Origin of the sequence: Bradyrhizobium sp. CSS354, assembly GCF_029051725.1 — a bacterium.
Taxonomy (GTDB): Bacteria; Pseudomonadota; Alphaproteobacteria; order Rhizobiales; family Xanthobacteraceae; genus Bradyrhizobium.
This window is the reverse complement of sequence record NZ_JAACFU010000004.1, coordinates 127225-153017: the sequence shown is the minus strand read 5'-3', so window position 1 is coordinate 153017 and position 25793 is coordinate 127225. Positions and strand designations below refer to the sequence as shown.

Annotated in this window: 23 protein-coding genes; 16 read left to right on the top strand and 7 right to left on the bottom strand. The window is 64.4% G+C overall.

All coding sequences use genetic code 11. The features are described 5' to 3' along the window. Positions 1-175: 175 nt before the first annotated feature. Positions 176-1477: an MFS transporter gene (locus GWG67_RS10665; protein WP_275169312.1), complete on the top strand. Its 1302-nt coding sequence runs from the start codon at positions 176-178 to the stop codon at positions 1475-1477. Between the two features lie 6 nt (positions 1478-1483). Here GWG67_RS10665 and GWG67_RS10660 read toward each other — a convergent pair whose 3' ends face one another. After that, positions 1484-3007 carry a hypothetical protein gene (locus tag GWG67_RS10660; protein WP_275169311.1) on the bottom strand — a complete coding sequence of 508 codons (1524 nt, stop codon included), beginning with the start codon at positions 3005-3007 and terminating at the stop codon, positions 1484-1486. 212 nt (positions 3008-3219) lie between these two features. Between GWG67_RS10660 and GWG67_RS10655 the strand changes: the two genes are divergently transcribed. Genes GWG67_RS10655 through GWG67_RS10620 form a run of 8 tightly spaced genes read left to right on the top strand, consistent with a single transcriptional unit; the run spans position 3220 to position 12776 of the window. Then, entirely contained in the window at positions 3220-4569 is a 1350-nt protein-coding gene (locus GWG67_RS10655) for a PotD/PotF family extracellular solute-binding protein (RefSeq protein ID WP_275169310.1), read from the top strand. A 40-nt stretch (positions 4570-4609) separates the two neighbouring features. Further along, on the top strand, positions 4610-5542 hold the full coding sequence (locus tag GWG67_RS10650) for an ABC transporter permease (RefSeq protein WP_275169309.1): 933 nt from the start codon (positions 4610-4612) through the stop codon (positions 5540-5542). Next, positions 5539-6444, top strand: coding sequence for an ABC transporter permease (locus GWG67_RS10645; RefSeq protein ID WP_275169308.1), 906 nt, complete (start codon positions 5539-5541; stop codon positions 6442-6444). Before GWG67_RS10650 ends, GWG67_RS10645 begins: the two co-directional genes overlap by 4 nt. Before the next feature lie 8 nt (positions 6445-6452). Beyond that, on the top strand, positions 6453-7559 hold the full coding sequence (locus GWG67_RS10640; RefSeq protein ID WP_275169307.1) for an ABC transporter ATP-binding protein: 1107 nt from the start codon (positions 6453-6455) through the stop codon (positions 7557-7559). 21 nt (positions 7560-7580) lie between these two features. Beyond that, positions 7581-8072: a (2Fe-2S)-binding protein gene (locus GWG67_RS10635; protein WP_275169306.1), complete on the top strand. Its 492-nt coding sequence runs from the start codon at positions 7581-7583 to the stop codon at positions 8070-8072. Positions 8073-8074: 2 nt separating this feature from the next. Continuing rightward, positions 8075-10462: a xanthine dehydrogenase family protein molybdopterin-binding subunit gene (locus tag GWG67_RS10630; RefSeq protein WP_275169305.1), complete on the top strand. Its 2388-nt coding sequence runs from the start codon at positions 8075-8077 to the stop codon at positions 10460-10462. 11 nt (positions 10463-10473) lie between these two features. Further along, positions 10474-11271, top strand: a complete 798-nt coding sequence (locus GWG67_RS10625) for a xanthine dehydrogenase family protein subunit M (RefSeq protein WP_275169304.1) — start codon at positions 10474-10476, stop codon at positions 11269-11271. A gap of 17 nt (positions 11272-11288) precedes the next feature. After that, a complete protein-coding gene (locus tag GWG67_RS10620; RefSeq protein WP_275169303.1) occupies positions 11289-12776 on the top strand; it encodes an amidase in 1488 nt (495 codons plus the stop codon). 3 nt (positions 12777-12779) lie between these two features. Here GWG67_RS10620 and GWG67_RS10615 read toward each other — a convergent pair whose 3' ends face one another. Continuing rightward, positions 12780-13679, bottom strand: coding sequence for a LysR substrate-binding domain-containing protein (locus GWG67_RS10615; RefSeq protein ID WP_027519799.1), 900 nt, complete (start codon positions 13677-13679; stop codon positions 12780-12782). Positions 13680-13877: 198 nt separating this feature from the next. On the opposite strand from GWG67_RS10615, the gene GWG67_RS10610 reads away from it, so the two are divergent. Next, positions 13878-14675: a fumarylacetoacetate hydrolase family protein gene (locus tag GWG67_RS10610; protein WP_275169302.1), complete on the top strand. Its 798-nt coding sequence runs from the start codon at positions 13878-13880 to the stop codon at positions 14673-14675. A gap of 191 nt (positions 14676-14866) precedes the next feature. On the opposite strand, the gene GWG67_RS10605 is transcribed toward GWG67_RS10610, so the two are convergent. Together GWG67_RS10605 and GWG67_RS10600 are read right to left on the bottom strand one after the other, a co-directional pair. Then, entirely contained in the window at positions 14867-15718 is an 852-nt protein-coding gene (locus tag GWG67_RS10605; RefSeq protein ID WP_275169301.1) for a CoA ester lyase, read from the bottom strand. Next, complete coding sequence (locus GWG67_RS10600; RefSeq protein ID WP_247818300.1) at positions 15718-16170, bottom strand: MaoC family dehydratase; 453 nt, start codon at positions 16168-16170, stop codon at positions 15718-15720. Before GWG67_RS10600 ends, GWG67_RS10605 begins: the two co-directional genes overlap by 1 nt. Before the next feature lie 229 nt (positions 16171-16399). Between GWG67_RS10600 and GWG67_RS10595 the strand changes: the two genes are divergently transcribed. Beyond that, positions 16400-17566: an acyl-CoA dehydrogenase family protein gene (locus tag GWG67_RS10595; protein WP_275169300.1), complete on the top strand. Its 1167-nt coding sequence runs from the start codon at positions 16400-16402 to the stop codon at positions 17564-17566. A gap of 55 nt (positions 17567-17621) precedes the next feature. On the opposite strand, the gene GWG67_RS10590 is transcribed toward GWG67_RS10595, so the two are convergent. The 3 genes from GWG67_RS10590 to GWG67_RS10580 all read right to left on the bottom strand — a co-directional run bounded on the left by GWG67_RS10590 (position 17622) and on the right by GWG67_RS10580 (position 20568). Then, the gene (locus GWG67_RS10590) at positions 17622-19205 is read right to left on the bottom strand and encodes an AMP-binding protein (protein ID WP_275169299.1); all 1584 of its coding nucleotides are present in this window, start codon (positions 19203-19205) and stop codon (positions 17622-17624) included. Positions 19206-19238: 33 nt separating this feature from the next. Next, positions 19239-19874, bottom strand: a complete 636-nt coding sequence (gene upp, locus GWG67_RS10585; RefSeq protein WP_275169298.1) for a uracil phosphoribosyltransferase — start codon at positions 19872-19874, stop codon at positions 19239-19241. Between the two features lie 226 nt (positions 19875-20100). After that, positions 20101-20568: a hypothetical protein gene (locus tag GWG67_RS10580; RefSeq protein WP_275169297.1), complete on the bottom strand. Its 468-nt coding sequence runs from the start codon at positions 20566-20568 to the stop codon at positions 20101-20103. A gap of 229 nt (positions 20569-20797) precedes the next feature. Here GWG67_RS10580 and GWG67_RS10575 point away from each other — a divergent pair, with 229 nt between their 5' ends. From GWG67_RS10575 to GWG67_RS10555, 5 genes are all read left to right on the top strand, one after another. Next, on the top strand, positions 20798-20974 hold the full coding sequence (locus GWG67_RS10575) for a hypothetical protein (protein WP_275169296.1): 177 nt from the start codon (positions 20798-20800) through the stop codon (positions 20972-20974). Positions 20975-20985: 11 nt separating this feature from the next. Next, positions 20986-21075 carry a K(+)-transporting ATPase subunit F gene (locus GWG67_RS10570; RefSeq protein WP_018454042.1) on the top strand — a complete coding sequence of 30 codons (90 nt, stop codon included), beginning with the start codon at positions 20986-20988 and terminating at the stop codon, positions 21073-21075. Positions 21076-21106: 31 nt separating this feature from the next. Continuing rightward, a complete protein-coding gene (kdpA, locus tag GWG67_RS10565; protein ID WP_275169295.1) occupies positions 21107-22810 on the top strand; it encodes a potassium-transporting ATPase subunit KdpA in 1704 nt (567 codons plus the stop codon). An 82-nt stretch (positions 22811-22892) separates the two neighbouring features. Further along, a complete protein-coding gene (kdpB, locus tag GWG67_RS10560; protein WP_275169294.1) occupies positions 22893-25007 on the top strand; it encodes a potassium-transporting ATPase subunit KdpB in 2115 nt (704 codons plus the stop codon). A 152-nt stretch (positions 25008-25159) separates the two neighbouring features. Then, complete coding sequence (locus GWG67_RS10555; RefSeq protein ID WP_275169293.1) at positions 25160-25762, top strand: K(+)-transporting ATPase subunit C; 603 nt, start codon at positions 25160-25162, stop codon at positions 25760-25762. Positions 25763-25793 lie beyond the last annotated feature (31 nt).

Below are 25793 nucleotides of genomic sequence, written 5' to 3'. Positions count from 1 at the left end.
GTCCTCGCCAAGCTCCTCCCTGTGGTTATGGGTCCCGGCCTTCGCCGGGACGACGGTGAGGAGGCAGTGGCGCGAAAATCTCGCATCGTGATTTGGGGAGACCTGACACTCCCACAAGTTGCAACCGCCACAACGTTTAGCCATGATGCCACCTGGAATTTTGGGGCGGATGGTAATGACGGCAGCATCGGGGATCTCCACGGCGAGGGAGAAATCGACGACGGCGCATGTGGTGTGGGCGAGTGCGCTCGGCACCGCGATCGAGTGGTACGACTTCCTGATCTACGGCACGGCGGCGGCGCTGGTGCTGAACAAGCTGTTCTTCCCGAGCTTCGATCCCTTCGTCGGCACGCTGGCGGCGTTCTCGACCTATGCGGTCGGCTTCGTCGCGCGGCCGATCGGCGGCGCGATCATCGGGCATTATGGCGACCGGCTCGGCCGCAAGAAGATGCTGGTCGCGACCATGATGGCGATGGGACTGGGCACGTTCCTGATCGGCTGCCTGCCGACCTACAGCCAGATCGGCGTCTGGGCGCCGATCTTCCTCGTCATTTTGCGCTTCGTCCAGGGCATCGGGCTCGGTGGCGAGTGGAGCGGCGCCGTGGTCATGGTGGCCGAGCACGCCGGCAACCGCCGCGGCTTCTACGGCAGCCTGGTGCAGATCGGCTTCCCCGTCGGCGTCGCCGCCTCCACCGGCATTTTTGGTCTGATGACGCAGCTGCCCGAAGCGGACTTCCTGAGCTGGGGCTGGCGCGTGCCGTTTCTGATCAGCATCCTGCTCGTCGGCGTCGGGTTCATCGTGCGGCTGAAACTCGCGGAGACGCCGCACTTCAAGGAGGTGCTCGAGCGCAAGGAGGTGCTGGCGCAGCCGGCGCTGGAAGTCCTGCGCCGCGATTGGCGCAGCTTCCTGCTGGCGGTCGGTATCACCGTGTCCGAAGTCGGGCTCGCTTATCTCCTCACTGTCTTCACCGTGGTCTATGCAACGACGCAGCTCGGCCTGCCGCGGCAGGTGATCCTAAATGCGGTGGTCTATGCCGCACTCGTCGAGCTCGCGACGCTGCCTCTCGCCGGCTGGCTGTCCGACATCTTCGGCCGCAAAGCGCTGTATCTCGCCGGCGGCGTGTTCTCGGTGGCGTTGGCGTTTCCGTTGTTCTGGTTCCTCGACACCAGGGAGCCGGCCCTGATCACGCTCGCGCTCGTCGTCACGATGACACTGACGCATGCGCTGCTGTTCGGGCCGAAGGCTGCCTTCATGCCGGAGCTGTTCCGCACTCAGGTGCGCTACAGCGGCGCATCGCTGGGAGCCAACGTTGCCGCCGCGCTCAGTGGCGGCTTCTCGCCGCTGATCGCAACCGCGTTGCTCGCGTGGGCCGGTTCCTATTGGGCGGTGTCGGTCTACATCATCGCGCTCTCGATCATCACGATCGTCGCAACCCTGATGGCGCCGGAGACGGCGCGGGACTCGCTCAGATCCTGAACGCGGTCATCGGCACGCCGGGTTCGCAGCGCCCGGGACGACGAGGAAGGTGATGGTCTCAGGCGCGAGGCGCACTGCGCTGGCCGCAGTCTTGCGCGCGGCGAGGTGCGGCAGCCCATCTTCGTCGGTCAGCGCGAGCGTCTTGCCGTTCAGTTGCACGGTTGCACCATTCAGTCCTGCTGCCTGCAAAGTGTAGCGTTTGGCGGACAGCGGTAACATGATCGTGCGCGTTGCGCTACGCGAGATATTGATCGCGAGCACGGTCACGGCGCCGCGCATCGACGGGTGACAGTGCGCGTAGACATGGAGGCCGGGCGCCATCGCTGCGCCTGCGCCGAGCACCGTCGTGCCCATCAACCGATGCCAGAGCAGCGCGCCCCAATAATTGGGTCTCGGGCGGAACGTCTTCTCGTCCAGCAATCCGTAATCGCTCGCGGCCAGCGTGTTGTGCATCACCACTTGAACGCCAGCCTTGGCCAGGCCTCCGAGCTGGTCGAGATAGCGGAACGTATCGGGGAAAGTCTTATCCCAGCGGTTGCCGCCGCAAGCGGCATCGGCGGTTTCCGTCAGCCAGATCGGTTTGCTCGGCGCGAATTCATCGCGCAGGCCACGGTAGATCGACAGCGTCGCATCGGTTCGGGCGAGCCATTCTTCGGACAACGCGCGTGCCGGCTCATCGCGGCCGCCGCAGCGTGGTGAGATCGTGTTGTAGTGATGGTACGAGAAGCGATCGACGTCGGCTCCGGAATTGGCAAGCAGATCGCGGGTGCGAATACTTGACGCGGAAGAGGACGTGGAATCGCCGACCGAGCCCGGGCCGACGATCAGTGTTTCCGGCGCCGCGCGCCGTATCCAGTCGCGAAAGACGTCGAAATCGCGAACATAGGCTTTCGCGTCATATCCTCGCGGCGCTCCGCTCATCGCCGCGAGCGTCGGCTCGTTCATGAATTCGGCGGCGGCGATGTGGCCGCTCAGCGAACGCGTATAGTCGATTAGGCGTTGCGCCTGATCCGGCCTCCAAAGGCCATCCGCATCGCGGCTGCCCGGGCTGATGGCAAAGGAGGTGACGATCTCCGCACCAGTCGCGCGCGCAAAGTCGACGACGCCGCGCCACTGCGCGCGGCTTAGCACTGCGTCGAATCCCGGGGGCGGTGCAGCCGGCGCATTCGCGGTGTCGGCGAAGAACGTCGCATTGGCCCAGGTGCCACTCACGCGCAGATACGCCGGCGACAACGCCACCGCGAGCTTGCGCAGACGCGTGTTGCCGAGATCGATTGGAGGTCTGTAACTGTAGCGATCCTTGTCAACCCGCGTGCGCATCGTTTGCGGATAAGGCTTCCAGAACCGCCCGCCGGTCAGCTCCACCATCTCGATGTTGTAGGACTGGAAGCGGGGATCGACGGTGCCGATCGCTTGCAGCCCCGCAGGTGCGATCGGCACGGCGCCGGCGTGCGCCGCGCACGATGTTCCGGCCGCGAGCAGCGCAAGCCTTGTCGCACGTGCTGCGTGAAAAAGTCCGCCGCGCCGCATTCGCCGTCTTGTATGCACGTCCTGACGCCTTCTTATGCGTGCTGCCAAAAGCAAATGCAGCCGTCCGAACCATTAGCCTCCCTTATAGCGCGAATTTTTACTTCCAATTTTACTTCGCAAAGTTCCGCCCATAGCCTCCTGTGCAATCGATCATATCGCAGCCGGTCAATGGCGATCGGTGCGAGCGTTCATCGTAACCAACGAGGGTTGCCATGCTTGACAGGGACAAGGGGACATCCACTGCCAATCCGGCGGGGACGAGCGACAAGCCTGCGAAAAAGCTGAGCAGGCGCACGCTGTTGAAGGGCGCCGCGGCGGTGGCCGGCGCGGCCGCAGGATCGGACGCGATCCGCGGATTCCCGACCATCTGGGCGCAGGAGATCAAGGATATCGAGCTGCGCCATGTCGGCGTGTCCTATTCGGTGGTGAAGGCGATCGGTGACCAGGCGGCCAAGGATCTCGGCTTCAAGGTAACGATGCAGAACCTCGACACCTCCGCCGCCATCAACCGCTTCATAAGCCAGCCTAATACGGTCGATATCGCCGATCTCGAGGGCTGGCAGGCCAAGCTCGCCGCCAAGCGCGGCGTGATCCAGGGCATCGAGGTCAAGAAGGTCAAGGAGTTCGACAACATCCTGCCGATCTTCACCAAGGGCGAGATCGACGGCCACAAGATCCCGCGCCAGGGCATCTCGCCCTACGAGGCCATGTATATCGCCAAGCCCGATTCGACCGACCTCAACGACGGCGTCACGGAATGGGCGACGTTCCTGCCACAGGTCTACAACGCCGACTCCATCGGCTACCGCCCCGACCTCGTCGGCCATGAAGTCACGGAATGGAAGGATCTGATCGACCCGAAATTCAAAGGCAAGGCCGCGATCCTCGACGTGCCCGCGATCGGCATCATGGACGCCGCGCTCTGCTTCGAAAGCGCCGGCCTGATCAACTACGGCAACAAGGGCAACATGACCAAGGAGGAGATCGACTTCACCTGCAACAAGCTGATCGAGCTCAAGAAGCAGGGCCAGTTCCGCGCGACCTGGACCACCTTCGACCAGTCGGTGCAGTTGATGGCGGCGGGTGAAGTGGTGATCCAGTCGATGTGGTCGCCGGCGGTTGCCGCGGTGCGCGTGAAAGAAATCCCCTGCGTCTACGCGCCGGTCAACATCAAGAACGGCAAGGAAGGCTATCGCGGCTGGTGCAACGGCATGGGCCTGATGAAGCATCTCTCCGGCAAGAAGCTGGACGCGGCCTACGAATATCTCAACTGGTATCTGTCGGGTTGGCAGGGCGGCTTCGTCGCCCGCTACGGCTATTACAGCCCGGTGCCTTCGACTGCGAAGAAATTCCTCACGCCGGCCGAATGGGCATTCTGGTACGAGGGCCAGCCGGCGCCCGAGGTGGTCAACGACCCCTATGGCGTGCCGATGGAGAAGAGCGGCACCAAACGCGACGGCGGCTCGTTCCTCGACCGCGTCAAGAACATTTCCTGTTGGAACACGCTAATGGACGAAGCCGCCTACATGAACAAGCGCTGGAACGACTTCAAGGTGGCCTGAAACCTGCTTTCCCTGACGTGAACGAAGCGCCGGCGCGGCGATGCGCCGGTGCCAAAAGATCGACTTCGAGGCGTTTGCCGACATGCAGCCAAGTCTTAGTCCAGCTCAAACCTCACCACGCGCAAATCTCGCCGGCTGGCTCTACGTGTCGCCGCTCGTGCTGGTGCTGGTGCCGTTCTTCGTGGCGCCGATCCTGGTCGTGCTGGCGGCGAGCTTTTTCGCCACTGACGGCTTTGGCGGGCTGACGCCGGGTTTCACGCTCGCAAGCTATGTCGAGGTGCTGCATTCGGCACTGACGCTGAAACTGTATCTGGCGACGATCAAGTTCACGGTTCTGACCTGGATCTTCACGCTGATCATTGGCTTCTTCGTCGCATACTTCCTGGTTTTCCACGTCCGCAACCAATTACTGGCGATTGGTCTGTTCCTGCTCTGCACGGTACCGTTCTGGACCTCGAACATCATCCGGATGATTTCCTGGATTCCGCTCCTCGGCAAGGAAGGCCTGATCAACCAGGTGCTGCTGGGGCTCGGTGTGATCCGCCAGCCGCTCGAAGTGTTGCTGTTCTCCGACCTCGCGGTGGTCATCGCTTATGTCCATCAGCTCACCATTTTCATGATCGTGCCGATCTTCAATTCCATGGCACGGATCGACAAGAAGCTGATCGAGGCCGCGATCGATGCAGGCGCCAGCCGTTTCGACATCATGCGTCTGATCGTGGTCCCGATGTCCAAGAGCGGCATCGCGCTCGGCACCATCTTCGTCGTCTCGATCGTGATGGGCGATTTCTTCGTGGTCAAGGTGATGTCCGGCGGCGGCTCGGCCTCGGTGGTGAGCGCATTCTACGAGGACGTCGGTGTATTGCAATATCCGACCGCAGCCGCGAGCGCGGTGCTGCTGACGCTGGTTCTGGTCGCGATCGTCTCGCTGATCCTGCGCACCGTCGACATCAGGCAGGAGATCACGCGATGAGCGCGGTTCTCGCCGACATGCCCAAAACCGACATGTCAAAGATGGTCGCGCCCGCGACGACCAAGGCGATAGCACCGAGCAAGGGCGGCCGGCCGTGGACGTTCTATCTTCTGGCGACGCTATTCGGGTTCTATGTGATCGCGCTGTACGGCCCGATGTTCTGCATCTACGTCCTGTCGTTCCAGGACATCCGCGGCGGCCTCGTCTTCCCGATGAAGGGACAGTCGCTACACTGGTTCGTCGATCTCTTCACCCAGGTGCGGACCGGCGACGTCAAGGGCTCGTTCGATCGTTCGATCAAGCTCGCCGTCATTGTCACCGTCATCACGGTGGTTGTCTCGTTCCTCGCCGGTCTCGGTTTTCGCAAGCGCTTTCGCGGCGACACCGTCGTGTTCTACATGATGATCGGCAGCCTGGTCGCGCCCGGTCTCGTGCTCGGCCTCGGCACCGGTCTGTTATTCCAGGCCCTCGGGCTCAATGCGAGCTGGTACACCTCGGCGCTCGGCGCGCAACTGTCCTGGACGCTGCCGTTCGGCGTGCTCGTAATGTTTGCGGTGATGTCGCGCTTCAACCACGTCTGGGAGGAGGCGGCCTACGACCTCGGCGCCAGCCGCTGGCAATCGATCCGGCTGGTGATGATCCCGGTACTGGCGCCCGGCCTGGTCGCGGTCGCGCTGTTCGGCTTCACGCTCTCCTACGACGAGTTTGCGCGTAGCCTTCAGACCGCGGGCTCACTGAACACACTGCCGCTGGAGATCTGGAGCATGACCCTGAACGTCACGTCGCCCTCGCTTTACGCGCTCGGCACGGTGACGACGATCGTCTCCTTCATCGTCATCGGCGCGAGCCTGGGCAGCATCGTGCTGATCCAAAAGAAGCGTGGCAGCAGCACAAAGGGTTGAGCTCGGAAATGAAGAGCGATCGCGGCGATATCGAACTGGCGGGCATCTGCAAGAGCTTTGACGGCGTCACCAATGTGGTGGACGGCGTCAATCTCAAGATCGCCGACGGCGCCTATTGCTGCTTCATCGGCCCGTCCGGCTGCGGCAAGACCACGATTCTGCGCATGATCGCGGGGCATGAAGACCCGAGTGCGGGTGAGATCGTGATCGGCGGCCAGAACGTCGTCGGTCTCGCGCCGGTGCAGCGGCGCACCGCGATGATGTTTCAGTCCTACGCGCTGTTCCCGCACCTAACCGTGCGCGACAACATCGCGTTCGCCTTGCGCGTGCGCGGCATGTCGAAGGCCGATCGTCTGCGCGCTGCGGATGCCATGATCGAGAAGGTGCGTCTGACGCAATTCGCCGACCGCCTGCCGGCCCAGCTCTCCGGCGGCCAGCAGCAGCGTGTGGCGCTGGCGCGCGCGGCGATCACCGAGCCGAGGGTACTTTTGCTCGACGAACCGCTCTCCGCGCTCGACGAGCAGCTCCGCGTGCAGATGCGTCAGGAGCTCAGGCGGATGCAGCAGGAGCTCGGCATCACCTTCATCCATGTCACCCACACCCAGCTTGAGGCGATCGCACTCGCCGATCTGGTCGTGGTGATGGAGCAGGGCAAGATCAAGCAGGCGGGAGCGGCGCGCGACGTCTATGCCCATCCGCACGATCGTTACGTCGCCGAATTTATGGGCGGGCAGAACGTCCTGTCGGGGCGGGTCGAGAAGGTCAACGGTTCGACCTTTACGCTCGCGCAGGCCGCGCCTGACGGCATCGAGGTCCCGCTTCAGGCGCGGTCCACGGTCAGCGTCGGTGACAGGATCGATATCGCCGTGCGTCGCGACGATGTCGCGCTGGTCCGGCCGGGCAGGGAGCTGCCGCCGGGCTGCTCCACCTCACTGCCAAGCCGCGTGCTCGCGATCGAGTACCAGGGCTATTTCGTCAAGGTCATGCTGGACACCGTGCCGGACGATGCGTTCGTCGCCTATGTGCCGGAAAAGACTTTTTTCGCGGATCCCTTCACCGTCGGCGACGTCGTGATGGCCACATGGGCCACCGGCAGCGCGCTTCCACTCGCCTAAAGACCCGTCGCGCACAGGAGTATGACCGTGCAGATATCCTTCACACTCAATGGCCGGCCCACGATCGTGGACGTCGAACCGGCGACGCTCGTCGCCGAGCTGCTGCGCGAGCAGCTCAATCTCACCGGCACTCATATCGGCTGCGACACCAGCCAGTGCGGCGCCTGCGTGGTGCATCTCGACGGCCTGCCGGTGAAGAGCTGCACGCTGCTGGCGCCCGCGCTCGACGGTGCGACGCTGCTCACCATCGAGGGGCTTCAAGGTGCGCCCGGTTCGAACCGGCTGCATCCGATGCAGGAAGCGTTTCGCGAGCATCACGGTCTGCAATGCGGTTTTTGCACGCCCGGCATGCTGATGACGGCGGTGGCGCTCGCGACCGAGAGGCCGGACCTGACGGAAGCCGACGTCCGCCACGGCCTTGAAGGCAATATCTGCCGTTGCACCGGCTATCAGAACATCGTCGTCTCGGTCATGGCTGGCGCCGCCGCCATGAACGCCGCCAGGGGAGAGTGACCATGGGCAACGTGATCGGGATCGGCGCTTCACCCAAACGGAAAGAGGACCAGCGCTTCCTCACCGGCCGCGGCAATTACGTCTCCGACATCAAGCGTCCGGGCATGACGGCGGGCGTGTTCGTGCGCTCGCCGCACGGACACGCGATCCTGCGCAGTATCGACAAGAGTGCCGCACTCGCATCGCCCGGCGTCATCGCGGTCCTGACCGGCGAGGATGCCGCCGCGGACAAGTTAGGCTCGCTGCCCTGCGGCTGGGGTATCACGGACGCCAAGGGCGTGCCGATGAAGGAGCCGCCGTTCCCGATGCTGGCGCAGGGCAAGGTGCGCTTCGTCGGCGACATGGTCGCCTTCGTCGTCGCGGAGACGCCGGCACAGGCCAGCGCTGCAGCCGAGCTGCTGACGGTCGATTACGAGGTGCTGCCCTCGGTGGTCGGCGTGCTCGAAGCCGTGCGACCCGGCGCGCCGCAACTGTTCGACGATGTTCCGAACAACATCTGTTGCGATTGGGAGCTGGGCGACAAGGCGGCGGTCGAGACCGCGTTCCGGAAAGCGGCGCATGTCGCAAAGCTTAGTCTCGTCAACAACAGGCTGATCGGCAACCCGATGGAGCCGCGCGCTGCGATCGCCGAATACGAGCCCGGCACGGATCGCTTCACGTTGTGGACCACCAGCCAGTTCCCGCACGTCGTGCGCTTTCTGATGGGCGCGCTGGTGCTGAACATTCCGCAGCACAAGCTGCGCGTGGTCGCACCCGATGTCGGCGGCGGCTTCGGCGTCAAGCAGTTCCACTATGGCGAGGAGGCCGTGATCACCTGGGCCGCCAAGCGCGTGATGCGGCCGATCAAATGGGTTGCGAGCCGGTCGGAGGGCTACGTCTCTGATCGCCACGGCCGCGATCACGTCACAGAGGCCGAACTCGCACTCGACGAGACCGGGAAGTTTCTGGCCTTCCGTGTCAACACGCTCGCCAATATGGGCGGCTATCTCTCGACCTTCGGGCCGAACATCCCGACCAATCTCTACGGACCGCTGCTCGGCGGCGTCTACACCACGCCGGCAATCTACTGCAACGTGAAGGTGGTCTTCACCAACACCGTTCCGGTCGACGCCTATCGCGGCGCCGGCCGTCCCGAGGCGACCTTCGTGCTGGAGCGCATCGTCGACGTCGCAGCCAGCGAGATGGGCATCGACCGGGTCGAGATCCGCCGACGCAATATGATCCCGAAGGAGGCCTATCCCTACCAGACGCCGGTACTGGTGCAGTACGATTCCGGCGATCCGATGGGGTGTCTCGACGGCGCCCTTGTCGCGGCCGACGTCAAGAACTTCGGTATCCGCAAGGCGGAGTCGGCGCGCAGGGGCAAATTCCGCGGGCTCGGCTACTCGACCTATGTCGAGGCCTGCGGCCTCGCGCCGTCGCGCTTCGCCGGACGATTGGGCGCGCGCGGCGGGCTCTATGAGAGCGCCACGGTGCGGGTGCATCCGACCGGCCAGGTCACGGTCATGATCGGCACGCACAATCACGGCCAGGGCCACGAGACGACGTTCGCGCAGATCGTCTCGGAAAAGCTCGGCGTCGCGTTTGACAACGTCGACATCGTGTTCGGCGATACCGACCGCGTGCAGTTCGGCATGGGCACCTACGGCTCGCGCTCGCTGGTGGTCGGCGGCGCGGCGCTGTCGAAGGCGACGGACAAGGTGGTCGCGAAAGGCAAGAAGATCGCGGCGCATCTGCTTGAAGCGGCCGAAGTGGATATCCAGTTCGAGGCCGGAAAATTCTCGGTCGCAGGCACCGACCGCATGAAGACGTTCGAGGAGATCGCGGGCGCCGCCTACGTCCCGCACGACTATCCGCTCGAAGTGCTGGAGCCGGGACTGGAAGAGCAGGCTTATTACGATCCCGTCAACTTCACCTATCCCGGCGGCTGCCACATCGCCGAGGTCGAGATCGACCCCGAAACCGGCACGGTGACGCTGGTCAATTACACCGCGGTGGACGACGTCGGCACCGTCATCAACCCGATGATCGTCGAGGGCCAGTTGCACGGCGGCATCGTGCAGGGCGTCGGTCAGGCGCTCTATGAGAACGCGGTCTATGACGAGGGCTCGGGCCAGCTGCTGTCGGGCTCGCTGATGGACTACTGCATGCCGCGCGCCGACCACATGCCGATGATGAAAATCGCGACCCATTCGACTCTGTGCACGCACACGCCGATGGGTGTAAAGGGCTGCGGCGAGGTCGGCACCATCGGTTCGCCGGCGGCGGTCATCAACGCGGTGGTCGATGCGCTGTCGCATCTCGGCGTCACCCATGTCGACATGCCGGCGACGCCGAACCGGATCTGGCGCCTGCTGCAAAACGCGTCGCTGCCTGTCGCTGCTGAATAGGGAGGATGACAATGAAGCCGTTTGCCTATCACCAGCCGGACCGGATTCCCGACGCTGCCAAACTGCTGACCTCGATCGAGGACAGCAAGCTCCTCGCCGGCGGCATGACGCTGATCCCGACGCTGAAGCAGCGGCTCGCCAGTCCGCCTGCCTTAGTCGACCTGTCGAGGCTCGGACATCTGAAGGGCATCACCGACGATGGCGCCACCATCACCATCGGTGCGATGACGCCGCATGCGGTGGTGGCCGCCTCGAAGCTGGTGAAGGCGAAGATTCCAGGTCTTGCCGCGCTGGCCTCGATGATCGGCGATCCCGCCGTGCGCATCCGCGGCACGATCGGCGGCTCCGTCGCGAACAACGATCCGGCGGCCGATTATCCGGCAGGTGTGCTCGGACTGGGCGCGACCGTCGTCACCAGCACGCGCGAGATCGCGGCCGACGGGTTCTTCCGCGGCTTGTTCGAGACCGCGCTTGAACCTGGCGAGATCATCACGGCGCTCCGCTTTCCGATGCCACTCAAGGCGGGCTACGCCAAGTTCAAGGCACCGGCGTCGCGCTATGCGCTGGTCGGCGTGTTCGTCGCGAAATTCGCCGATGGCGTTCGCGTTGCCGTGACCGGAGCAGGCTCCGGCGTATTCCGCGTTCCCCCGATGGAGGAAGCGCTGTCGCGAAGTTTCGATCCGTCCGCGATCGCGGCGATCAGGATCGATACCGACGGTCTCACCTCCGACATCCATGCCGAAGCCGACTACCGCGCGCATCTCGTCACGGTCATGGCCAAGCGCGCCGTCGACGCGGCGGTCAGCTAGCACTTTTAGGGTTGATGATGACTGATGGTTCCGGCCGAACGGCCTTCCCGCCGGCGCCGACTGGCCTTGGCTCGCTTTCCGCAACCGAGATCCTGGCCGGCTACCGGCGCAAGGCGTTCACTCCGCGCGATGTCGTCGACGACACCATTGCCGCGCTGGAGGTGACGAACGAGGCCTGCAACGCGGTGGTGACGCCGATGTACGAGCAGGCGAGGGCGGAGGCCGATCGTCTCACCAGGGAGATGCGTGCCGGCGAGGCCAAGGGGCCGCTCGCCGGTATACCCGTCACGATCAAGGATTTGGTCTTTGTCGCGGGCGTGCCGGCCTATGGCGGCTCGCCGATGAACAAGGCCTTCGTGCCCGATGTCGATGCGGCGGTTGTCTCAGCGCTGAAGGGGGCGGGTGCCATCATCACCTGCAAGACCACGACCTGCGAGTCCGGCTATAAGTTGACGGCGGACAGCCCGGTCACCGGTACCACGCGCAATCCCTGGAACCCTGGTCGCACCAGCGGCGGATCGAGCGGCGGCGCGGCGGCGGGCGTTGCCGCCGGCTGCGGTCCGATCGCGATCGGAACCGATGGCGTCGGCTCGATCCGCGTGCCCTCGTCCTTTTGCGGGGTGTTCGGTCTGAAGCCGACCTTTGGCCTGGTGCCGCGTTCGCCCGGCTTCTCGCCACCATCCTGGGGCTCGCTCGCACATACCGGGCCGATCACGCGCACGGTCGCGGATGCCGCGCTGACGCTGCAGGTCATCGCCGGCTACGATCTGCGCGATCCCGCGAGCCTGCCGGTAGCGGCGCGGCGATTCGATGCGAAGGCCGAGCCGTTGAACGGCATTCGTATCGGCGCCAGCGTCGATCTCGGCTACGCCGCCGTCAGCCCCGATGTGCGCGCGGCGTTCGGCAAGGCGCTGGCCATTCTCGATGCCTGCGGCGCGCAGGTCACCATGGATGGTCCTGGCCTTGATCCCGGCATCCTCGAGCACACGCTGAAGCCGATCGCCTTTACCGAACAGGCGGCCGCGGTCGCGAGCAAGAGCACGGCCGATCTCGCCAGCTCCGAAGCAGATTATCTTGACCTAGTCAGTGCCGGCCGGCGCTACAGCGGGACGGACTATATCGAAGCGGGGTATCGCCGCGGCCAGGCTCGCAGCGGTTTCCTGAAGCTTTTCGAGCGCGTCGATGCGCTGGTGACGCCGACCGTCGCGGTGACCGCGTTCGAGGCCGGCCGCCTCGGCGTCGACACGATCGACGGCGGCAAGGTCGATCCGCATCTCGGCTGGTCGCCCTTCACCTGGCCGATCAACCTCGCCGGCCTTCCGGCGGCGACGCTGCCCTGCGGCTTCGATCGCGATGGAATGCCGATCGGCCTTCAGATCGTTGCGCGCTGGCTCGACGAGCCGACGATCTTCCGCATCGCCGCCGCGTTCGAAGCGGCGCAGCCCTGGGCAAACTTCTGGCCGTCACTGGCGCTCCGCGAAAGTGCCGCGCGCGCGAAGGTATGAAGCTCAGGACAGCTCGATCGGGTCGCCGCGGCCGCTGAGCTCCTCGTCGAGGCGGAGATAGTGCGCGAGGTAGTCGTGCAAGGCGGTCGCCGCCTTCGAGGTCGCGCCGCTCGACTTGTAGAGCAGCAGCTCGATCTTCGGCAATGGCGGCAGGCCCTCGTTCGGGCCGATCTCGCGCATCGCCGGCACCAGCGCGCTGCGGCCGAGGACGGTCACGGCCATGCCGGCGAAGGCCGCCGCCTGAAGGCCGCCGACGCTTTCGCTGACGCAGGCGATGCGCCAGCGCAAATTTGCGCGTTCCAGCGTGTCGATCGCGTAGTCGCGATAGATGTTGCCGGGCGGCAGCAACGCCAGCGGAATGGGCCGTTCCTGGTGCGCGGCGGACTGCTCGCCGGTCATCCAGACCAGTTGCTCGCGCCGTACTACCTGGCCGCCCGTAAAATCGTTCATGCGGGTGACGAGCGCGATGTCGACATCGCCGCGCTTGACCAGGCCCACCAGCGGCGTCGAGAGTGCGCAATTGAGCTCGACCTGGACGCGGGGGAAGGATTTTCGGAACACGCTGAGGATCTGCGGCAGCATGAAGGCGGCATAGAGGTCGGGCGTGCCGAGCACGACCTGACCCTCGATCTCCTGTGACGCCAGTTGCGAAATCAATTCGTCATGCAACCGCAGGATGGATTTGGCGTAGGTGAGAACCGTGGTGCCGTCCTCACTCAGCGTCAGCCGGCGGCCGGCATGCTCGAACAATTGCTTCCCGGTCAACTCCTCCAGCCGCTGCAATTGCAGCGTGATGGCCGGCTGGGTGCGGCCCAGCCGCCGCGCGGTCTCGGTGATGCTGCCGGTCTCGACCACGGAGATCAGCGACCGGAGCATGCGGATATCGAGGCTGATGAGGTTCATGCGGCGTCCATGTCGCCCAGAATTTATGCAAGTTCCATGCTAGGGCGAAAGGGAGCCGGGGTGGGAAGGCTCGGTCGCAAACGGCGTGTTCTCAATTGGACGACGTGCCGGTCCAGCATTGCTGGCATACTGAATATTGATTATCAGGCGGCTCGGCGCGCATGATGCGCCCAACGAACATAAAAAGGGAGCGCAAACATGAAAGAGATCTCAGCAACGCGACGGGAGCTGCTCGCAATTGCCGCGGCCGCGAGTGCTGCCTCAATCGCGGAAGTTGCGCCGGCTGCGGCGCAGGCCGGCCCGAAACCGCTCTTTCCGGTGCCGATGGTCACCATTCCGATCATCGGCGAAACCCAGGTGTTCCAGGTCCGCCGCATCTACTGCATCGGGCGTAACTATGCGGCGCACGCGATCGAGCGGGGCTCGGACCCGAACCGCGAGCCGCCGTTCTTTTTTCAGAAGCCGACCGACGCAATCCAGAACGTCGCTGTAGGCGAGGTCGCCGATCATCCCTACCCGTCGCTGACCAAGAACTATCACCACGAGGTCGAACTGGTCGCCGCGCTGAAGTCCGCCGGCAGCAACATCCCGGCCGAGAAGGCGCTCGACCATGTCTATGGCTACGCGCTCGGCCTCGACATGACCCGGCGCGATCTCCAGAACGGGATGGCCGCGGAGAAGAAGCCCTGGGAGATCGGCAAGAGCTTCGACCACGCCGCGGTGATCGGCCCGATCCACCCGGCCAGCAAGACCGGTCATTTCGACAAGGGCGCCATTTCGCTGGCGATCAATGGCACCGTCAAGCAGAGCTCGGATCTCAGCAAGATGATCTGGAACGTGGCCGAGCAGATCGCAAAACTGTCGGAAGCGTTCGAGCTGAAGGCCGGCGACATCATCTATTCCGGCACGCCGGAGAATGTCGGCCCGGTCGTGAAGGGCGACGTGCTCTTGTGCAAGCTCGACGGCTTGCCGGACATGTCGATCAAGATCGTCTGATTGTCTTCGCCTCTCCCCGTTTGCGGAAAAGTGAGGGGCGGGACGTTTTCGCTTCGTCATGCCCGGGCTTGTCCCGGGCATCCACGTTTTTGGGTGCCGGTTGCGTGGAAGCCCGTGGATGGCCGGGACAAGCCCGGCCACGACGACGCTGAGAGCGGCTTCGATCCCATGTCGCAGCGCGGCGTCCTGATCTAGCTTTGGCCGAGGATCTTCATCGCGGCGCGAAGATGCGGCTTGTCGATCATCTGGCCGTCGAGGCGCAGGGTGCCGGAGTTCGGATTGCTCGCGAACGCCGCGATCACCTTCTCGGCCCAATTGCGCTCGGCCTCGGTCGGTTCGAACGCCGCGTTGACCACGTCGACGTGCTTGGGATGGATCAGCGCTTTCGCCGAAAAGCCGTCGCGCCGCGCCGCGCGCGTTTCCTGTTCGAGCCCCGCCAGATTGTCGATATCGGTATAGACGGTGTCGATCGGCGCGACCTCGGCCGCGGCGGCTGCCATCAGGCAGAGATCGCGCGCCAGGCGATAAGGACTGTGGAACACGCCGCCTGACGCCTTTTCAGTAGCGCCGAGCGAGGCCGAGAGATCCTCCGCGCCCCACATCAGGCCGGCGAGGCGAGGGGAGCAGCCCTTATAGCTGCCGAGCCCGAAGATCGATCCTGCGGTTTCGGTCGCGACGCAGACGATGCGTGTTGAGCCGATCGCGATACCAGCCGCAGCTTCCAAAGCTTCCAGCCAGGTCGCGACCTGCCGCACGTCGTCGCCGCCCTGCGATTTCGGCAGCACGATGCCGTCGGGCTTGCCTGGAATCACCGCGGCAAGGTCGGCGAGCGTCATGCCGGTGTCGAGCGCGTTGACGCGGACATAGAGCTGATGGGGCTTGTTGCGGCCCTTCAGCATCGCCAGCGTCAACCCGCGCGCCTCCGGCTTCTTGTCGGTGACGACGGAATCTTCGAGATCGATGATCAGCGCGTCGGCCTTGCCTTCGCTCGCCTTCTCGAATTTGCGCGGGGAGTCGCCCGGCACGAACAGCATCGAACGCATCAGACCGGCCTCTTGTGCATCATCGCCATGCGGCGGCATTTTCCGACGATCTCGTCGTTCTGGTTGAGAGCGTGGTGCTCGAACTCGACGATGCCCGCCTTGGGGCGCGATTTGGATTCCCGTAACGAAAGCACCTTCGTCGTCGCCCGCAGCGTGTCGCCATGGAAGACCGGCTTCGGAAAAGTGACGTCGGTCATGCCGAGATTGGCAACGGTGGTTCCCATGGTCGTATCATAGACCGTCATGCCGATCATGATGCCGAGGGTGTAAAGGCTGTTGAAAATGCGCTGGCCGAACTCGGTCTGGGCCGCAAAATGTGCGTCGATGTGCAGCGGCTGCGGATTGAGCGTCAGCAGGCTGAACATGGTGTTGTCCATCTCCGTGACGGTCCGCGTCAGGGGATGCCTGAACTCCTGGCCTACCGAAAACTCCTCGAAATAAAGTCCGGCCATCGCGGTCTTCCTCCCTGCGAAATAACGGCGCGCTCACACCGTCGCGCCGCATGATCCCATGCATGGTACACACAGTTGGCAGGCAAATTCACGTATCTGTACCCGGTTTTTCGAGCTAAAGAACGCAAGCGAGGGCACGTCCGGGTACAGTCATCGGCCACGGCCCTCGCATGGGAAACGCGAAGAGGCGGGAGATTGCGCGGGCGCGGCTCCCAACAAGGAGACCATCATGGATTTCGCGCTCACCGATCAGCAGGAGGCCATTCGCGACGCTATCGCGAAGATCTGCGAAGGCTTTCCCGATGCCTATTGGCTGAAGAAGGACCATGACGGCGGTTTTCCGCACGACTTCCACAAGGCGCTGGCCGACGCCGGCTGGCTCGGCATCTGCGTGCCGGAGGCCTACGGCGGCTCCGGGCTCGGCATCACCGAAGCCGCGATCATGATGCGCGCCATCGCCGAATCCGGCGCCGGCATGTCCGGCGCATCAGCGGTGCACATCAACGTGTTCGGTCTCAATCCCGTGGTCGTGTTCGGCACCGAGGAACAGCGCAAGCGCATGCTGCCGCCGATGGTCGAGGGCCGCGAGAAGGCGTGCTTTGCCGTGACCGAGCCCAACACCGGCCTCAACACCACCCAGCTCAAGACCCGCGCGGTGGCCAAGAACGACCGCTACATCGTCAACGGCCAGAAGGTGTGGATCTCGACCGCACAGGTCGCGCACAAGATCCTGCTGCTGGCGCGCACCACACCGTTGGAGGACGTGCGCTCGCCGAAGCATGGGCTGAGCCTGTTCTATACGGACTTCGATCGCAACAGGATCAAGGTCCACGAGATCGAGAAGATGGGCCGCAAGGTCGTCGATTCCAACGAGCTGTTCTTCGAGGATTTCGAGATCCCCATGGAAGACCGGATCGGCGAAGAAGGCAAAGGCTTCCAGTACATCCTCGAAGGCATGAACCCGGAGCGCATCCTGATCGCAGCGGAAGCAGTCGGCCTCGGCAAGCTCGCACTGTCGCGCGCGACCGAATACGCCAAGACCCGCGTGGTGTTCAACCGGCCCATCGGTAAGAACCAGGGCATTCAGCATCCGCTGGCCGTAAACTGGGTCGAGCTCGAGGCGGCCTGGTTGATGGTGATGTCGGCGGCTTGGCAATACGACAAGGGCATGCCTTGTGGCGGCGCCGCCAATGCGGCGAAATACATTGCGGGTGAGGCCGGCTATCATGCCTGCGAGCAGGCGGTGATGACCCATGGCGGCTTCGGCTATGCCAAGGAATTCCATGTCGAGCGTTACTTGCGCGAAGTTCTGATCCCGCGCATCGCGCCGGTCAGCCCGCAGCTTGCGCTCAGCTTCATTGCGGAAAAGGTGCTTGGACTGGCCAAGTCATACTAGCTAACGCGCGACCTTTTGGCCTAGACGAGTTCGCGCGCTGGCCCAGTGGCCGTGCTTATTCAGCAGCGATCCGCTCCATCGCCATGGCCCGAAGCCGGGCGCGCTGGATCTTGACGCCATTCGCGCTGTCGGTGACGGGGAAGGCCTCCACGACATAGATCCGCGCCGGGACCTTGTAGCCGGCGAGCCGCTCGCGCAAGCGCGTGATCAACGCGTCCTGCCGCGGCGGCTCGTGGTGGGGGTCCTGGATGGGGATCACGAAGGCAACGCAGCGGGCGTTTCCCTTCAGATCGACCGCGACGACCTGGGCGTCGGCCACGCCAGCGCACGATTTGAGCTCGTCCTCGATCTCGCCGGGCGCAACCAGGAAGCCGCCGAGCCGCATGGCATCGCCCGCGCGGGTTTCGTAGACGAAGGAGCCGTCGCCGCGCAGCCGGCCGATATCCCCGGTGCGGAAGAAGCCGTCCGCGGTGATGGCGTCGCGCGTCGCGTCGGGATTGTTGTAGTAGCCGAGGAAGCGTGACGGCGCACGGATCTCGATCTCGCCGGAGACACCTGGAGCGGCGAGTTCGCCGGTCTCGGTGTCGCGCACACGGACCTTGGCCTCCGGCGACATCGGCCAGCCGCCGCCCTCGATGCGATCGGTGAAGGCGTCACTCGCGCGTGCGATCGAGAACAGCGCCTGCACCTCGCTCGAACCGTAGAGGCCGAACAGGGGCATGCCGCGCGCCTCGGCCTCCGCGGCGAGTTCGCGCCAGCCGGGCTGGAACGCGGCAAAGCCGCAGATTTCGAGCTGCGGAAACGGATGCAGCGCGTCGGCGAGGGTGAGGATGCGGCGGAACATCTCGTCCGAGCCAAAGGCGTGGGTGATCCCGTACTCGCGGAGAATCTTCAGCGCCGGCGCGCCCTCGAAGGCGTCGAGCGCATGGACGGTCGCGCCCGCTGCGATGAAGCCGAGCAGGCTCGTCATGCCGAAGGTGCCGCAGAACGGCAGCATGGCCAGCAGCGCATGGCGCTGCGGCGAGAGTTTTAGCGCCTTGGCAACGGAGGCGGCGTGCGTGGCCAGCGTGCGCTGCGAATGCGCGACAAGCTTCGGTCCCTTGGTGGTGCCCGATGTCGTGTAGAGCAGCAAAGGCAGATCGACGTCCTCATCCGCTGGGGGAGCCGGCGGATAGGGCTTGTCGAAGGCATCGAAGCGCACGCACGGCCAATGTGCGGGGATCGCATCCCCGCCAACTACCGCGAGTTCTCGCAGCGCAGGCACCTCGTCCTTGGCGACGTCAGCGAGAATAGCGGCAAAGTCGATCGAGCGGAACGCGGCTTCGATCACCATCAGCCTGGCGTCGGACAGCTTCAGGAGATGAGCGACCTCCGCGCTGCGGTAGCGTGTATTGACGGCGGCGACGATTGCCCCGAGCCGGGCGGCGGCGAACAGCAGCGCGATCCATTCGATCCGGTTGACCAGCCAGACCGCGACGACGTCGCCCTTGCCGATACCGCGCGCGGCAAGCCAGGCGGCGGCCTGCTCGATCTTTTCCGAGAATTCCGCGCGCGAGACCGGCGTGCCGTCGAACACAAAGGCCGGATCGGCGGCTTCGGTCCTGATCAGCGATTGCAGCGAAAATTCATTGGCGCTCATGGCAACCGGACTAACCCGACCGCGCGAACCTGTCTACTTGGTGCCGAACATCCGGTCGCCGGCGTCGCCCAGCCCCGGCACGATGTAGCCGTGGTCGTTCAGCCGCTCATCGATCGCGGCGGTCCAGACCGGCACGTCGGGATGTTCGCTCTGGAACTGCGCGACGCCTTCAGGCGCGGCCAGAAGGCAGACGAAGCGGATGTCGCGGGCGCCGCGCGCCTTCAGCAGCGAGGCGCCGGCGCAGGCCGAGTTGCCGGTCGCCAGCATCGGGTCCATCAGGATCACGGTGCGGTCCGACAGGTCCTGCGGCGCCTTGAAGTAATATTCCACGGCCTGCAACGTCTGGGGATCGCGGTAGAGTCCGATATGGGCGATGCGCGCCGAGGGCATCAGCGCCAGCATGCCGTCGAGGAAGCCGACGCCGGCGCGCAGGATCGGCGCCAGCGTGAGCTTCTTGCCGGCGATCTTGGGCGCCCGCATCGGCGCAATCGGCGTCTCGATCTCGACCAGCTCCAGCGGCAGGTCGCGCGTCACCTCGTAGCCGAGCAGCATCCCGATCTCGTTCAGGATCTCGCGAAAGCTCTTGGTCGAGCGGTCCTTCTCCCGCATCAGGGAGAGCTTGTGCTGGACCAGGGGATGGGCGACGACGTTGACGTTGCTGGTGCTCATGAACCCGATCTACACGGTTCCGCGAAATTTCGCCAGATCGGCCGGGTGTTTTTGGCCACGCCCTCTCCGAGGGGATACGCACCCTCAACCGGGCATCGTGACGCGCTGCGGAGCCGGTTGCTCGCCTCCTAGGCAGCCATAGTCAATTCGCGGTCGATGGCGTGAGGGCTTATGCTCCGAGCCCGCGCGCCACGAGTGTGATGACGAGCGTCAGGACCGCGCCCCACTAGCCGAAATTCTCGCAGCCGACCGGCTCATAGAGCGGGTCAGGCGCGGAACGAACAGTGGGAGCGCTCGGACGCGAGACGGCCAGGATCGATGCCTCGACCTCGACGAAGGCCGACAGCAGCGCGAGCGCGAGATCGGCGTGGTGGGCTTCGACCGCGGCGTCGAGCCAGTCCGGCAATTCGCGCTCGCGCGAGAGAGCACAGTGCCATTCGCCCTCGTCATAGGCGATGCGGCGGACCTGCCAGAGTGGCAGCTCCAGCTCCATCAGTGCCAGCGCGGCATCGGCCCAGGCCTCGACATCGACCAGGCGCATGATGCGTGCGGTGCGTTCGCTTTGTCCAAGCGAAGGGAAGCGACGGCAGGCGTGCGCGATGATGTCGAGCATCAAGGGCCGCGTCATCGCCTGCGTGCTGCGCAAGCGGTCGCTGAGTGACGGCGGTTCGTGGTGTCGGCGGGCGGCGGTCATGTCAGGCCTCCTGGATTGGCGTCGGTCAGTCGGCCGGCCTCTCCAAGATGGCCAAAACGGCATTTGAAAACGAGATGGGGACGGGGCGGGAGATATAGCGATTTCATAAGTGTGGGCATCGGACCGCCGCCGGCCTTTATGAGATTCCTATAACTTCGCCACGGCCCTCGTCTCGAAAACCTATCCCCGCGGTGGCACTTCAGCCCGGTCAAAAGTCCCGGTAGGCCCCGTGGAAATGCACCGGCATTTCCTTTCACGCGCCGACCGGGTCTCCCAAGAAAACGGTTGCACCGAAATCAAGGGCGCAACGAGGAGTATCTCCATGATGGACATTCTGATGCTGGCGCTGGGCTTCGGCTTCTTCGCGCTCGCGATCGGTTACACCTACGCCTGCGAACGGCTTTGAGGGAGCGGACCATGATCTTCGATTATTCGCTCGCCGGTGCCGTCTCGCTCGGTCTCCTGTTCTACCTCACTTACGCGCTGCTGCGGCCCGAGCGGTTCTGATCGTGCTTACGAAGCCTGAAGGGTTAATTCCATGACTGTGATCGGTTGGCTCCAGATCATTCTTTTCTGCGTCATTATCGTTGCGCTGACAAAACCGCTCGGCTGGTACATGACGCGCGTGTTCAACGGCGAGCGGACCTTCCTGTCGCCGGTGCTGCGTCCGATCGAGGCCGGCATCTACTGGTTCTCCGGCGTCGACGAGAAGCGCGAGCAGCATTGGCTGACCTATACGGTCGCCATGCTTTTGTTCCACGTCGGCGGCTTCCTCATCATCTATGGCGTGATGCGGCTGCAGGATGTACTGCCGTTCAATCCGGCCGGGCAGTCGGCGGTCGCCGCGGATTTGTCCTTCAACACCGCGATCTCCTTTATCACCAACACCAATTGGCAGAACTACGGCGGCGAGAGCACGATCTCCTATCTCGTGCAGATGCTTGGCCTGACGCACCAGAACTTCCTGTCGGCGGCGACCGGCATCGCCCTCGCGGTGGCGCTGATCCGCGGCTTCTCGCGCGCCTCAATGCGCACGATCGGAAATTTCTGGGTCGACGTCACGCGCTGTACGCTCTACGTACTGCTGCCGATCTGTATCGTCTACACGCTATTCCTGGTCTGGCAGGGCATGCCACAGACGCTTGGTGACTATGTCGAGGCCACCACGCTCGAAGGCGCCAAGCAGACCATTGCGGTCGGGCCGGTCGCCTCGCAGGTCGCGATCAAGATGCTTGGCACCAATGGCGGCGGCTTCTTCAATGCCAACGCGGCGCACCCGTTCGAGAACCCGACCGCGCTGTCCAACTTCATTCAGATGCTGTCGATCTTCACGCTTGGCGCCGCGCTCACAAACGTGTTCGGTCGTATGGTCGGCAACCAGCGCCAGGGCTGGGCAATCCTGTCCGTGATGGGCGTGCTGTTCCTCGCTGGGGTCGCCATCACCTATTGGGCGGAGGCCAACGGTACTTCGACCATGCACGCGCTCGGCCTGACCGGCGGCAACATGGAAGGCAAGGAGGTTCGCTTCGGCATCGTGGCGTCCTCCCTGTTCGCCGTGATCACGACGGCCGCCTCCTGCGGCGCTGTCAACGCCATGCATGACAGCTTCACCGCACTCGGCGGCATGATTCCGCTGATCAACATCGAGCTCGGCGAGATCGTCGTCGGCGGCGTCGGCGCCGGCATGTACGGCATGCTGCTGTTCGTCATCCTCGCGATCTTCGTGGCGGGCCTGATGGTCGGTCGCACGCCGGAATATGTCGGCAAGAAGATCGAGGCGCGCGAGGTCAAGATGGCAATGCTGGCCATCCTGGTGCTGCCGCTGATGATCCTCGGCTGGACCGCGGTCGGCGTGGTCTATCCGGCGGCGGTCGCCTCGATGGCGAATGCCGGCCCGCATGGCTTTACCGAGGTGCTCTATGCCTTCACCTCGGCGACCGGCAACAACGGCTCGGCCTTCGCAGGCCTCACCGGCAACACCTTCTTCTACAACCTCACGCTGGCAAGCGCGATGTTCGTCGGCCGCTTCTTCATGATCATCCCGGCGATGGCGATTGCGGGCTCGCTGGCCGCCAAGAAATCCATCCCGCCGTCCGCGGGTACCCTCCCGACCACCGGCGGGCTGTTCGTTGGCCTCGTCGTCGGCGTGATCCTGATCATCGGCGGCCTGACCTTCTTCCCTGCCCTCGCTCTCGGTCCCATCGTCGAGCATCTCGCGATGAACGCCGGCCAAATCTTCTGAACAACAAGTGTTCTGAACAGCAAATCTTCTGAACAGCAAGTGTTCTGATCGACAGCCTTCTGATTGTTTTGGAGTGACCTCCATGGATACCATGAAACTGCAAAAACGCGCGTCCGTCTCGGCGATGCTCGATCCCAAGATCGTCGTGCCTGCGATCCGCGCGTCCTTCACCAAGCTCGATCCGCGCTTGATGATCAAGAACCCCGTGATGTTTGTGGTCGAGATCGTGGCCGCGCTCACCACTGTGATCTTCCTGCGCGATCTCGTCACGGGCGGCGCGAATCTCGGCTTTACCTTCCAGATCATCGTCTGGCTCTGGTTCACGGTGCTGTTTGCCAATCTTGCCGAGGCCGTGGCCGAAGGCCGCGGCAAGGCGCAGGCGGAATCGCTGCGCAAGACCCGCACCGAGAGCCAGGCCAAGCTGCTGGCCGGCGCCGGCCAGGCCTTCAATCTCGTGCCGGGCACCAGCCTCAAGGTGGGGGACGTTGTGCTGGTCGAGGCCGGCGATACCATTCCCTCCGATGGCGAGGTGATCGAGGGCGTCGCGTCCGTCAACGAGGCCGCCATCACCGGCGAGTCCGCACCCGTGATCCGCGAATCCGGCGGTGACCGTTCGGCAGTGACCGGCGGCACCCAGGTGCTGTCCGACTGGATCCGCGTGCGGATCACCGCAGCACAGGGCTCGACCTTCATCGACCGCATGATCAAGCTGGTCGAGGGCGCCGAGCGGGCGAAGACCCCGAACGAGATCGCACTCAACATCCTGCTGGCCGGCCTCACCATCATCTTCGTGTTCGCCACCGTCACCATCCCGAGCTACGCGGCCTATGCCGGCGGCTCGATCTCGGTGGTCGTGCTGGTCGCGCTGTTCGTCACGCTGATCCCGACCACGATCGGCGCGCTGCTGTCGGCGATCGGCATCGCCGGCATGGACCGCCTGGTCCGCTTCAACGTGCTGGCGATGTCCGGCCGTGCCGTCGAGGCCGCCGGAGACGTCGACACGCTGCTGCTCGACAAGACCGGAACGATTACACTCGGCAACCGCCAGGCGACCTCCTTCCGCCCGGTGCGCGGCGTCACCGAGCAGGAGCTCGCGGACGCGGCCCAGCTCGCCTCGCTCGCCGACGAGACCCCGGAGGGCCGCTCGATCGTGGTGCTGGCCAAGGAGAAATACGGCATCCGCGGCCGCGACATGGCCGAGTTGGGAGCCACCTTCATCCCATTCACGGCGCAGACTCGCATGAGCGGTGTCGCTGCCGGCGGCTCGTCGGTGCGCAAGGGCGCGGTCGATGCGATCCTCAACTATGTCGGTGGCGGTGCACCGCTGGCGGTCGCCTCAGGCAACACGGCTCGTTCCATCCAGCCCGCCGGGTTCTCGGACATCGGCCGCGAGATCCAGACCATCGCCGACGACATATCGAAGGCCGGCGGTACGCCGCTGGCGGTCGCCAGGGACGGCAAGCTGCTCGGCGTCATCCAGCTCAAGGACATCGTCAAGGGCGGCATCCGCGAGCGCTTTGCCGAGCTGCGACGCATGGGTATCCGCACCGTCATGATTACCGGTGACAATCCGATGACGGCCGCCGCGATCGCAGCGGAAGCCGGCGTCGACGACTTCCTGGCGCAAGCGACCCCCGAGGACAAGCTCAAGCTGATCCGCGACGAGCAGGCCAAGGGCAAGCTGGTGGCGATGTGCGGCGACGGCACCAACGACGCGCCGGCGCTCGCGCAGGCGGACGTCGGTGTCGCCATGAACACGGGCACGCAGGCGGCTCGCGAGGCCGGCAACATGGTCGACCTCGACTCCAATCCGACCAAGCTGATCGAGGTGGTCGAGATCGGCAAGCAGCTGCTGATGACGCGCGGCGCGCTGACCACGTTCTCGATCGCCAACGACGTCGCGAAGTATTTCGCGATCATCCCGGCGATGTTCCTGGCGTTCTACCCCCAGCTCAACGTGCTCAACGTCATGAACCTGTCGAGCCCGCAGAGCGCCATCCTGTCGGCGATCATCTTCAACGCGCTGATCATTATCGCCCTGATCCCGCTGGCGCTGAAGGGCGTCGTCTATCGTGCGGTCGGCGCGGGCGCACTGCTCCGGCGCAATCTGCTGATCTACGGCCTCGGCGGCATCGTCATTCCCTTCATCGGTATCAAGGCGATCGATCTCGTCGTCGTTGCCTTGCACCTGGCTTAACGTCATTGCGAGGAGCGAATCTCTCTGTCATTCCGGGGCGCCTCGGAGAGGCGAACCCGAAATCTCGAGGTTCCGGGTTCGATGCTTCGCATCGCCCCGGAACGACGGCAGGGATGCTCCGCTCGAGATGGCGAAATAACTGGAGACCTAACATGCTCAGAGAAATCCGCCCCGCCATTGTCCTGCTGCTGGTGCTCACCGCCATCACTGGCTTGGCCTATCCGCTCGCGATGACCGCTATTGCCGGCGCAATCTTCCCGGTGCAGGCGCAGGGCAGCCTGATCGAGAAGGACGGCAAGGTGATCGGCTCCGCCCTGATCGGGCAGGAGTTCAAGGACGACAAATATTTCCACGGCCGCCTCTCGGCGACGGTAGCCCCTGATCCGAGCGATTCGACCAAGACCGTGCTGGCGCCCTACAACGCCGCCAATTCGGGCGGCTCCAATCTCGGCCCGACCAGCAAGGCGCTGGCCGACCGGCTGAAGGATGATGTGGACAAGCTCAAGGGCGAGAATCCGAATGCCGCCGTGCCGGTCGACCTCGTGACGACCTCAGCCAGTGGCCTCGATCCGGATATCTCGCCGGAAGCGGCGCAATTCCAGGTGCTGCGGGTAGCAAAGGCGCGAAACGTGCCGGAGGATCAGGTCAGGCAAATGGTGGCTTCCAACATCCAAGGCCGTCTGCTCGGCCTGATCGGCGAGCCCCGCGTCAACGTGCTGGCTCTGAATCTCGCGCTCGATCGTGCCACGAAGTAGTCTAGGCTAGGCCCGCGCGGATGTTATATTG

Bases quoted from the DNA above. Each gene is read 5' to 3' on its own strand.
- GWG67_RS10655 (WP_275169310.1), top strand. From the start codon at position 3,220: ATGCTTGACAGGGACAAGGGGACATCCACTGCCAATCCGGCGGGGACG.
- GWG67_RS10615 (WP_027519799.1), bottom strand. From the start codon at position 13,679: ATGAACCTCATCAGCCTCGATATCCGCATGCTCCGGTCGCTGATCTCC.
- GWG67_RS10625 (WP_275169304.1), top strand. From the start codon at position 10,474: ATGAAGCCGTTTGCCTATCACCAGCCGGACCGGATTCCCGACGCTGCC.
- GWG67_RS10590 (WP_275169299.1), bottom strand. From the start codon at position 19,205: ATGAGCGCCAATGAATTTTCGCTGCAATCGCTGATCAGGACCGAAGCC.
- GWG67_RS10605 (WP_275169301.1), bottom strand. From the start codon at position 15,718: ATGCGTTCGATGCTGTTCGTGCCGGGCGACTCCCCGCGCAAATTCGAG.
- kdpB (WP_275169294.1), top strand. From the start codon at position 22,893: ATGGATACCATGAAACTGCAAAAACGCGCGTCCGTCTCGGCGATGCTC.
- GWG67_RS10595 (WP_275169300.1), top strand. From the start codon at position 16,400: ATGGATTTCGCGCTCACCGATCAGCAGGAGGCCATTCGCGACGCTATC.
- GWG67_RS10645 (WP_275169308.1), top strand. From the start codon at position 5,539: ATGAGCGCGGTTCTCGCCGACATGCCCAAAACCGACATGTCAAAGATG.
- GWG67_RS10570 (WP_018454042.1), top strand. From the start codon at position 20,986: ATGATCTTCGATTATTCGCTCGCCGGTGCCGTCTCGCTCGGTCTCCTG.
- GWG67_RS10630 (WP_275169305.1), top strand. From the start codon at position 8,075: ATGGGCAACGTGATCGGGATCGGCGCTTCACCCAAACGGAAAGAGGAC.
- GWG67_RS10635 (WP_275169306.1), top strand. From the start codon at position 7,581: ATGACCGTGCAGATATCCTTCACACTCAATGGCCGGCCCACGATCGTG.
- GWG67_RS10580 (WP_275169297.1), bottom strand. From the start codon at position 20,568: ATGACCGCCGCCCGCCGACACCACGAACCGCCGTCACTCAGCGACCGC.
- GWG67_RS10600 (WP_247818300.1), bottom strand. From the start codon at position 16,170: ATGGCCGGACTTTATTTCGAGGAGTTTTCGGTAGGCCAGGAGTTCAGG.
- GWG67_RS10610 (WP_275169302.1), top strand. From the start codon at position 13,878: ATGAAAGAGATCTCAGCAACGCGACGGGAGCTGCTCGCAATTGCCGCG.
- GWG67_RS10555 (WP_275169293.1), top strand. From the start codon at position 25,160: ATGCTCAGAGAAATCCGCCCCGCCATTGTCCTGCTGCTGGTGCTCACC.
- GWG67_RS10660 (WP_275169311.1), bottom strand. From the start codon at position 3,007: ATGCGGCGCGGCGGACTTTTTCACGCAGCACGTGCGACAAGGCTTGCG.
- upp (WP_275169298.1), bottom strand. From the start codon at position 19,874: ATGAGCACCAGCAACGTCAACGTCGTCGCCCATCCCCTGGTCCAGCAC.
- GWG67_RS10620 (WP_275169303.1), top strand. From the start codon at position 11,289: ATGACTGATGGTTCCGGCCGAACGGCCTTCCCGCCGGCGCCGACTGGC.
- GWG67_RS10665 (WP_275169312.1), top strand. From the start codon at position 176: ATGACGGCAGCATCGGGGATCTCCACGGCGAGGGAGAAATCGACGACG.
- kdpA (WP_275169295.1), top strand. From the start codon at position 21,107: ATGACTGTGATCGGTTGGCTCCAGATCATTCTTTTCTGCGTCATTATC.
- GWG67_RS10640 (WP_275169307.1), top strand. From the start codon at position 6,453: ATGAAGAGCGATCGCGGCGATATCGAACTGGCGGGCATCTGCAAGAGC.
- GWG67_RS10650 (WP_275169309.1), top strand. From the start codon at position 4,610: ATGCGCCGGTGCCAAAAGATCGACTTCGAGGCGTTTGCCGACATGCAG.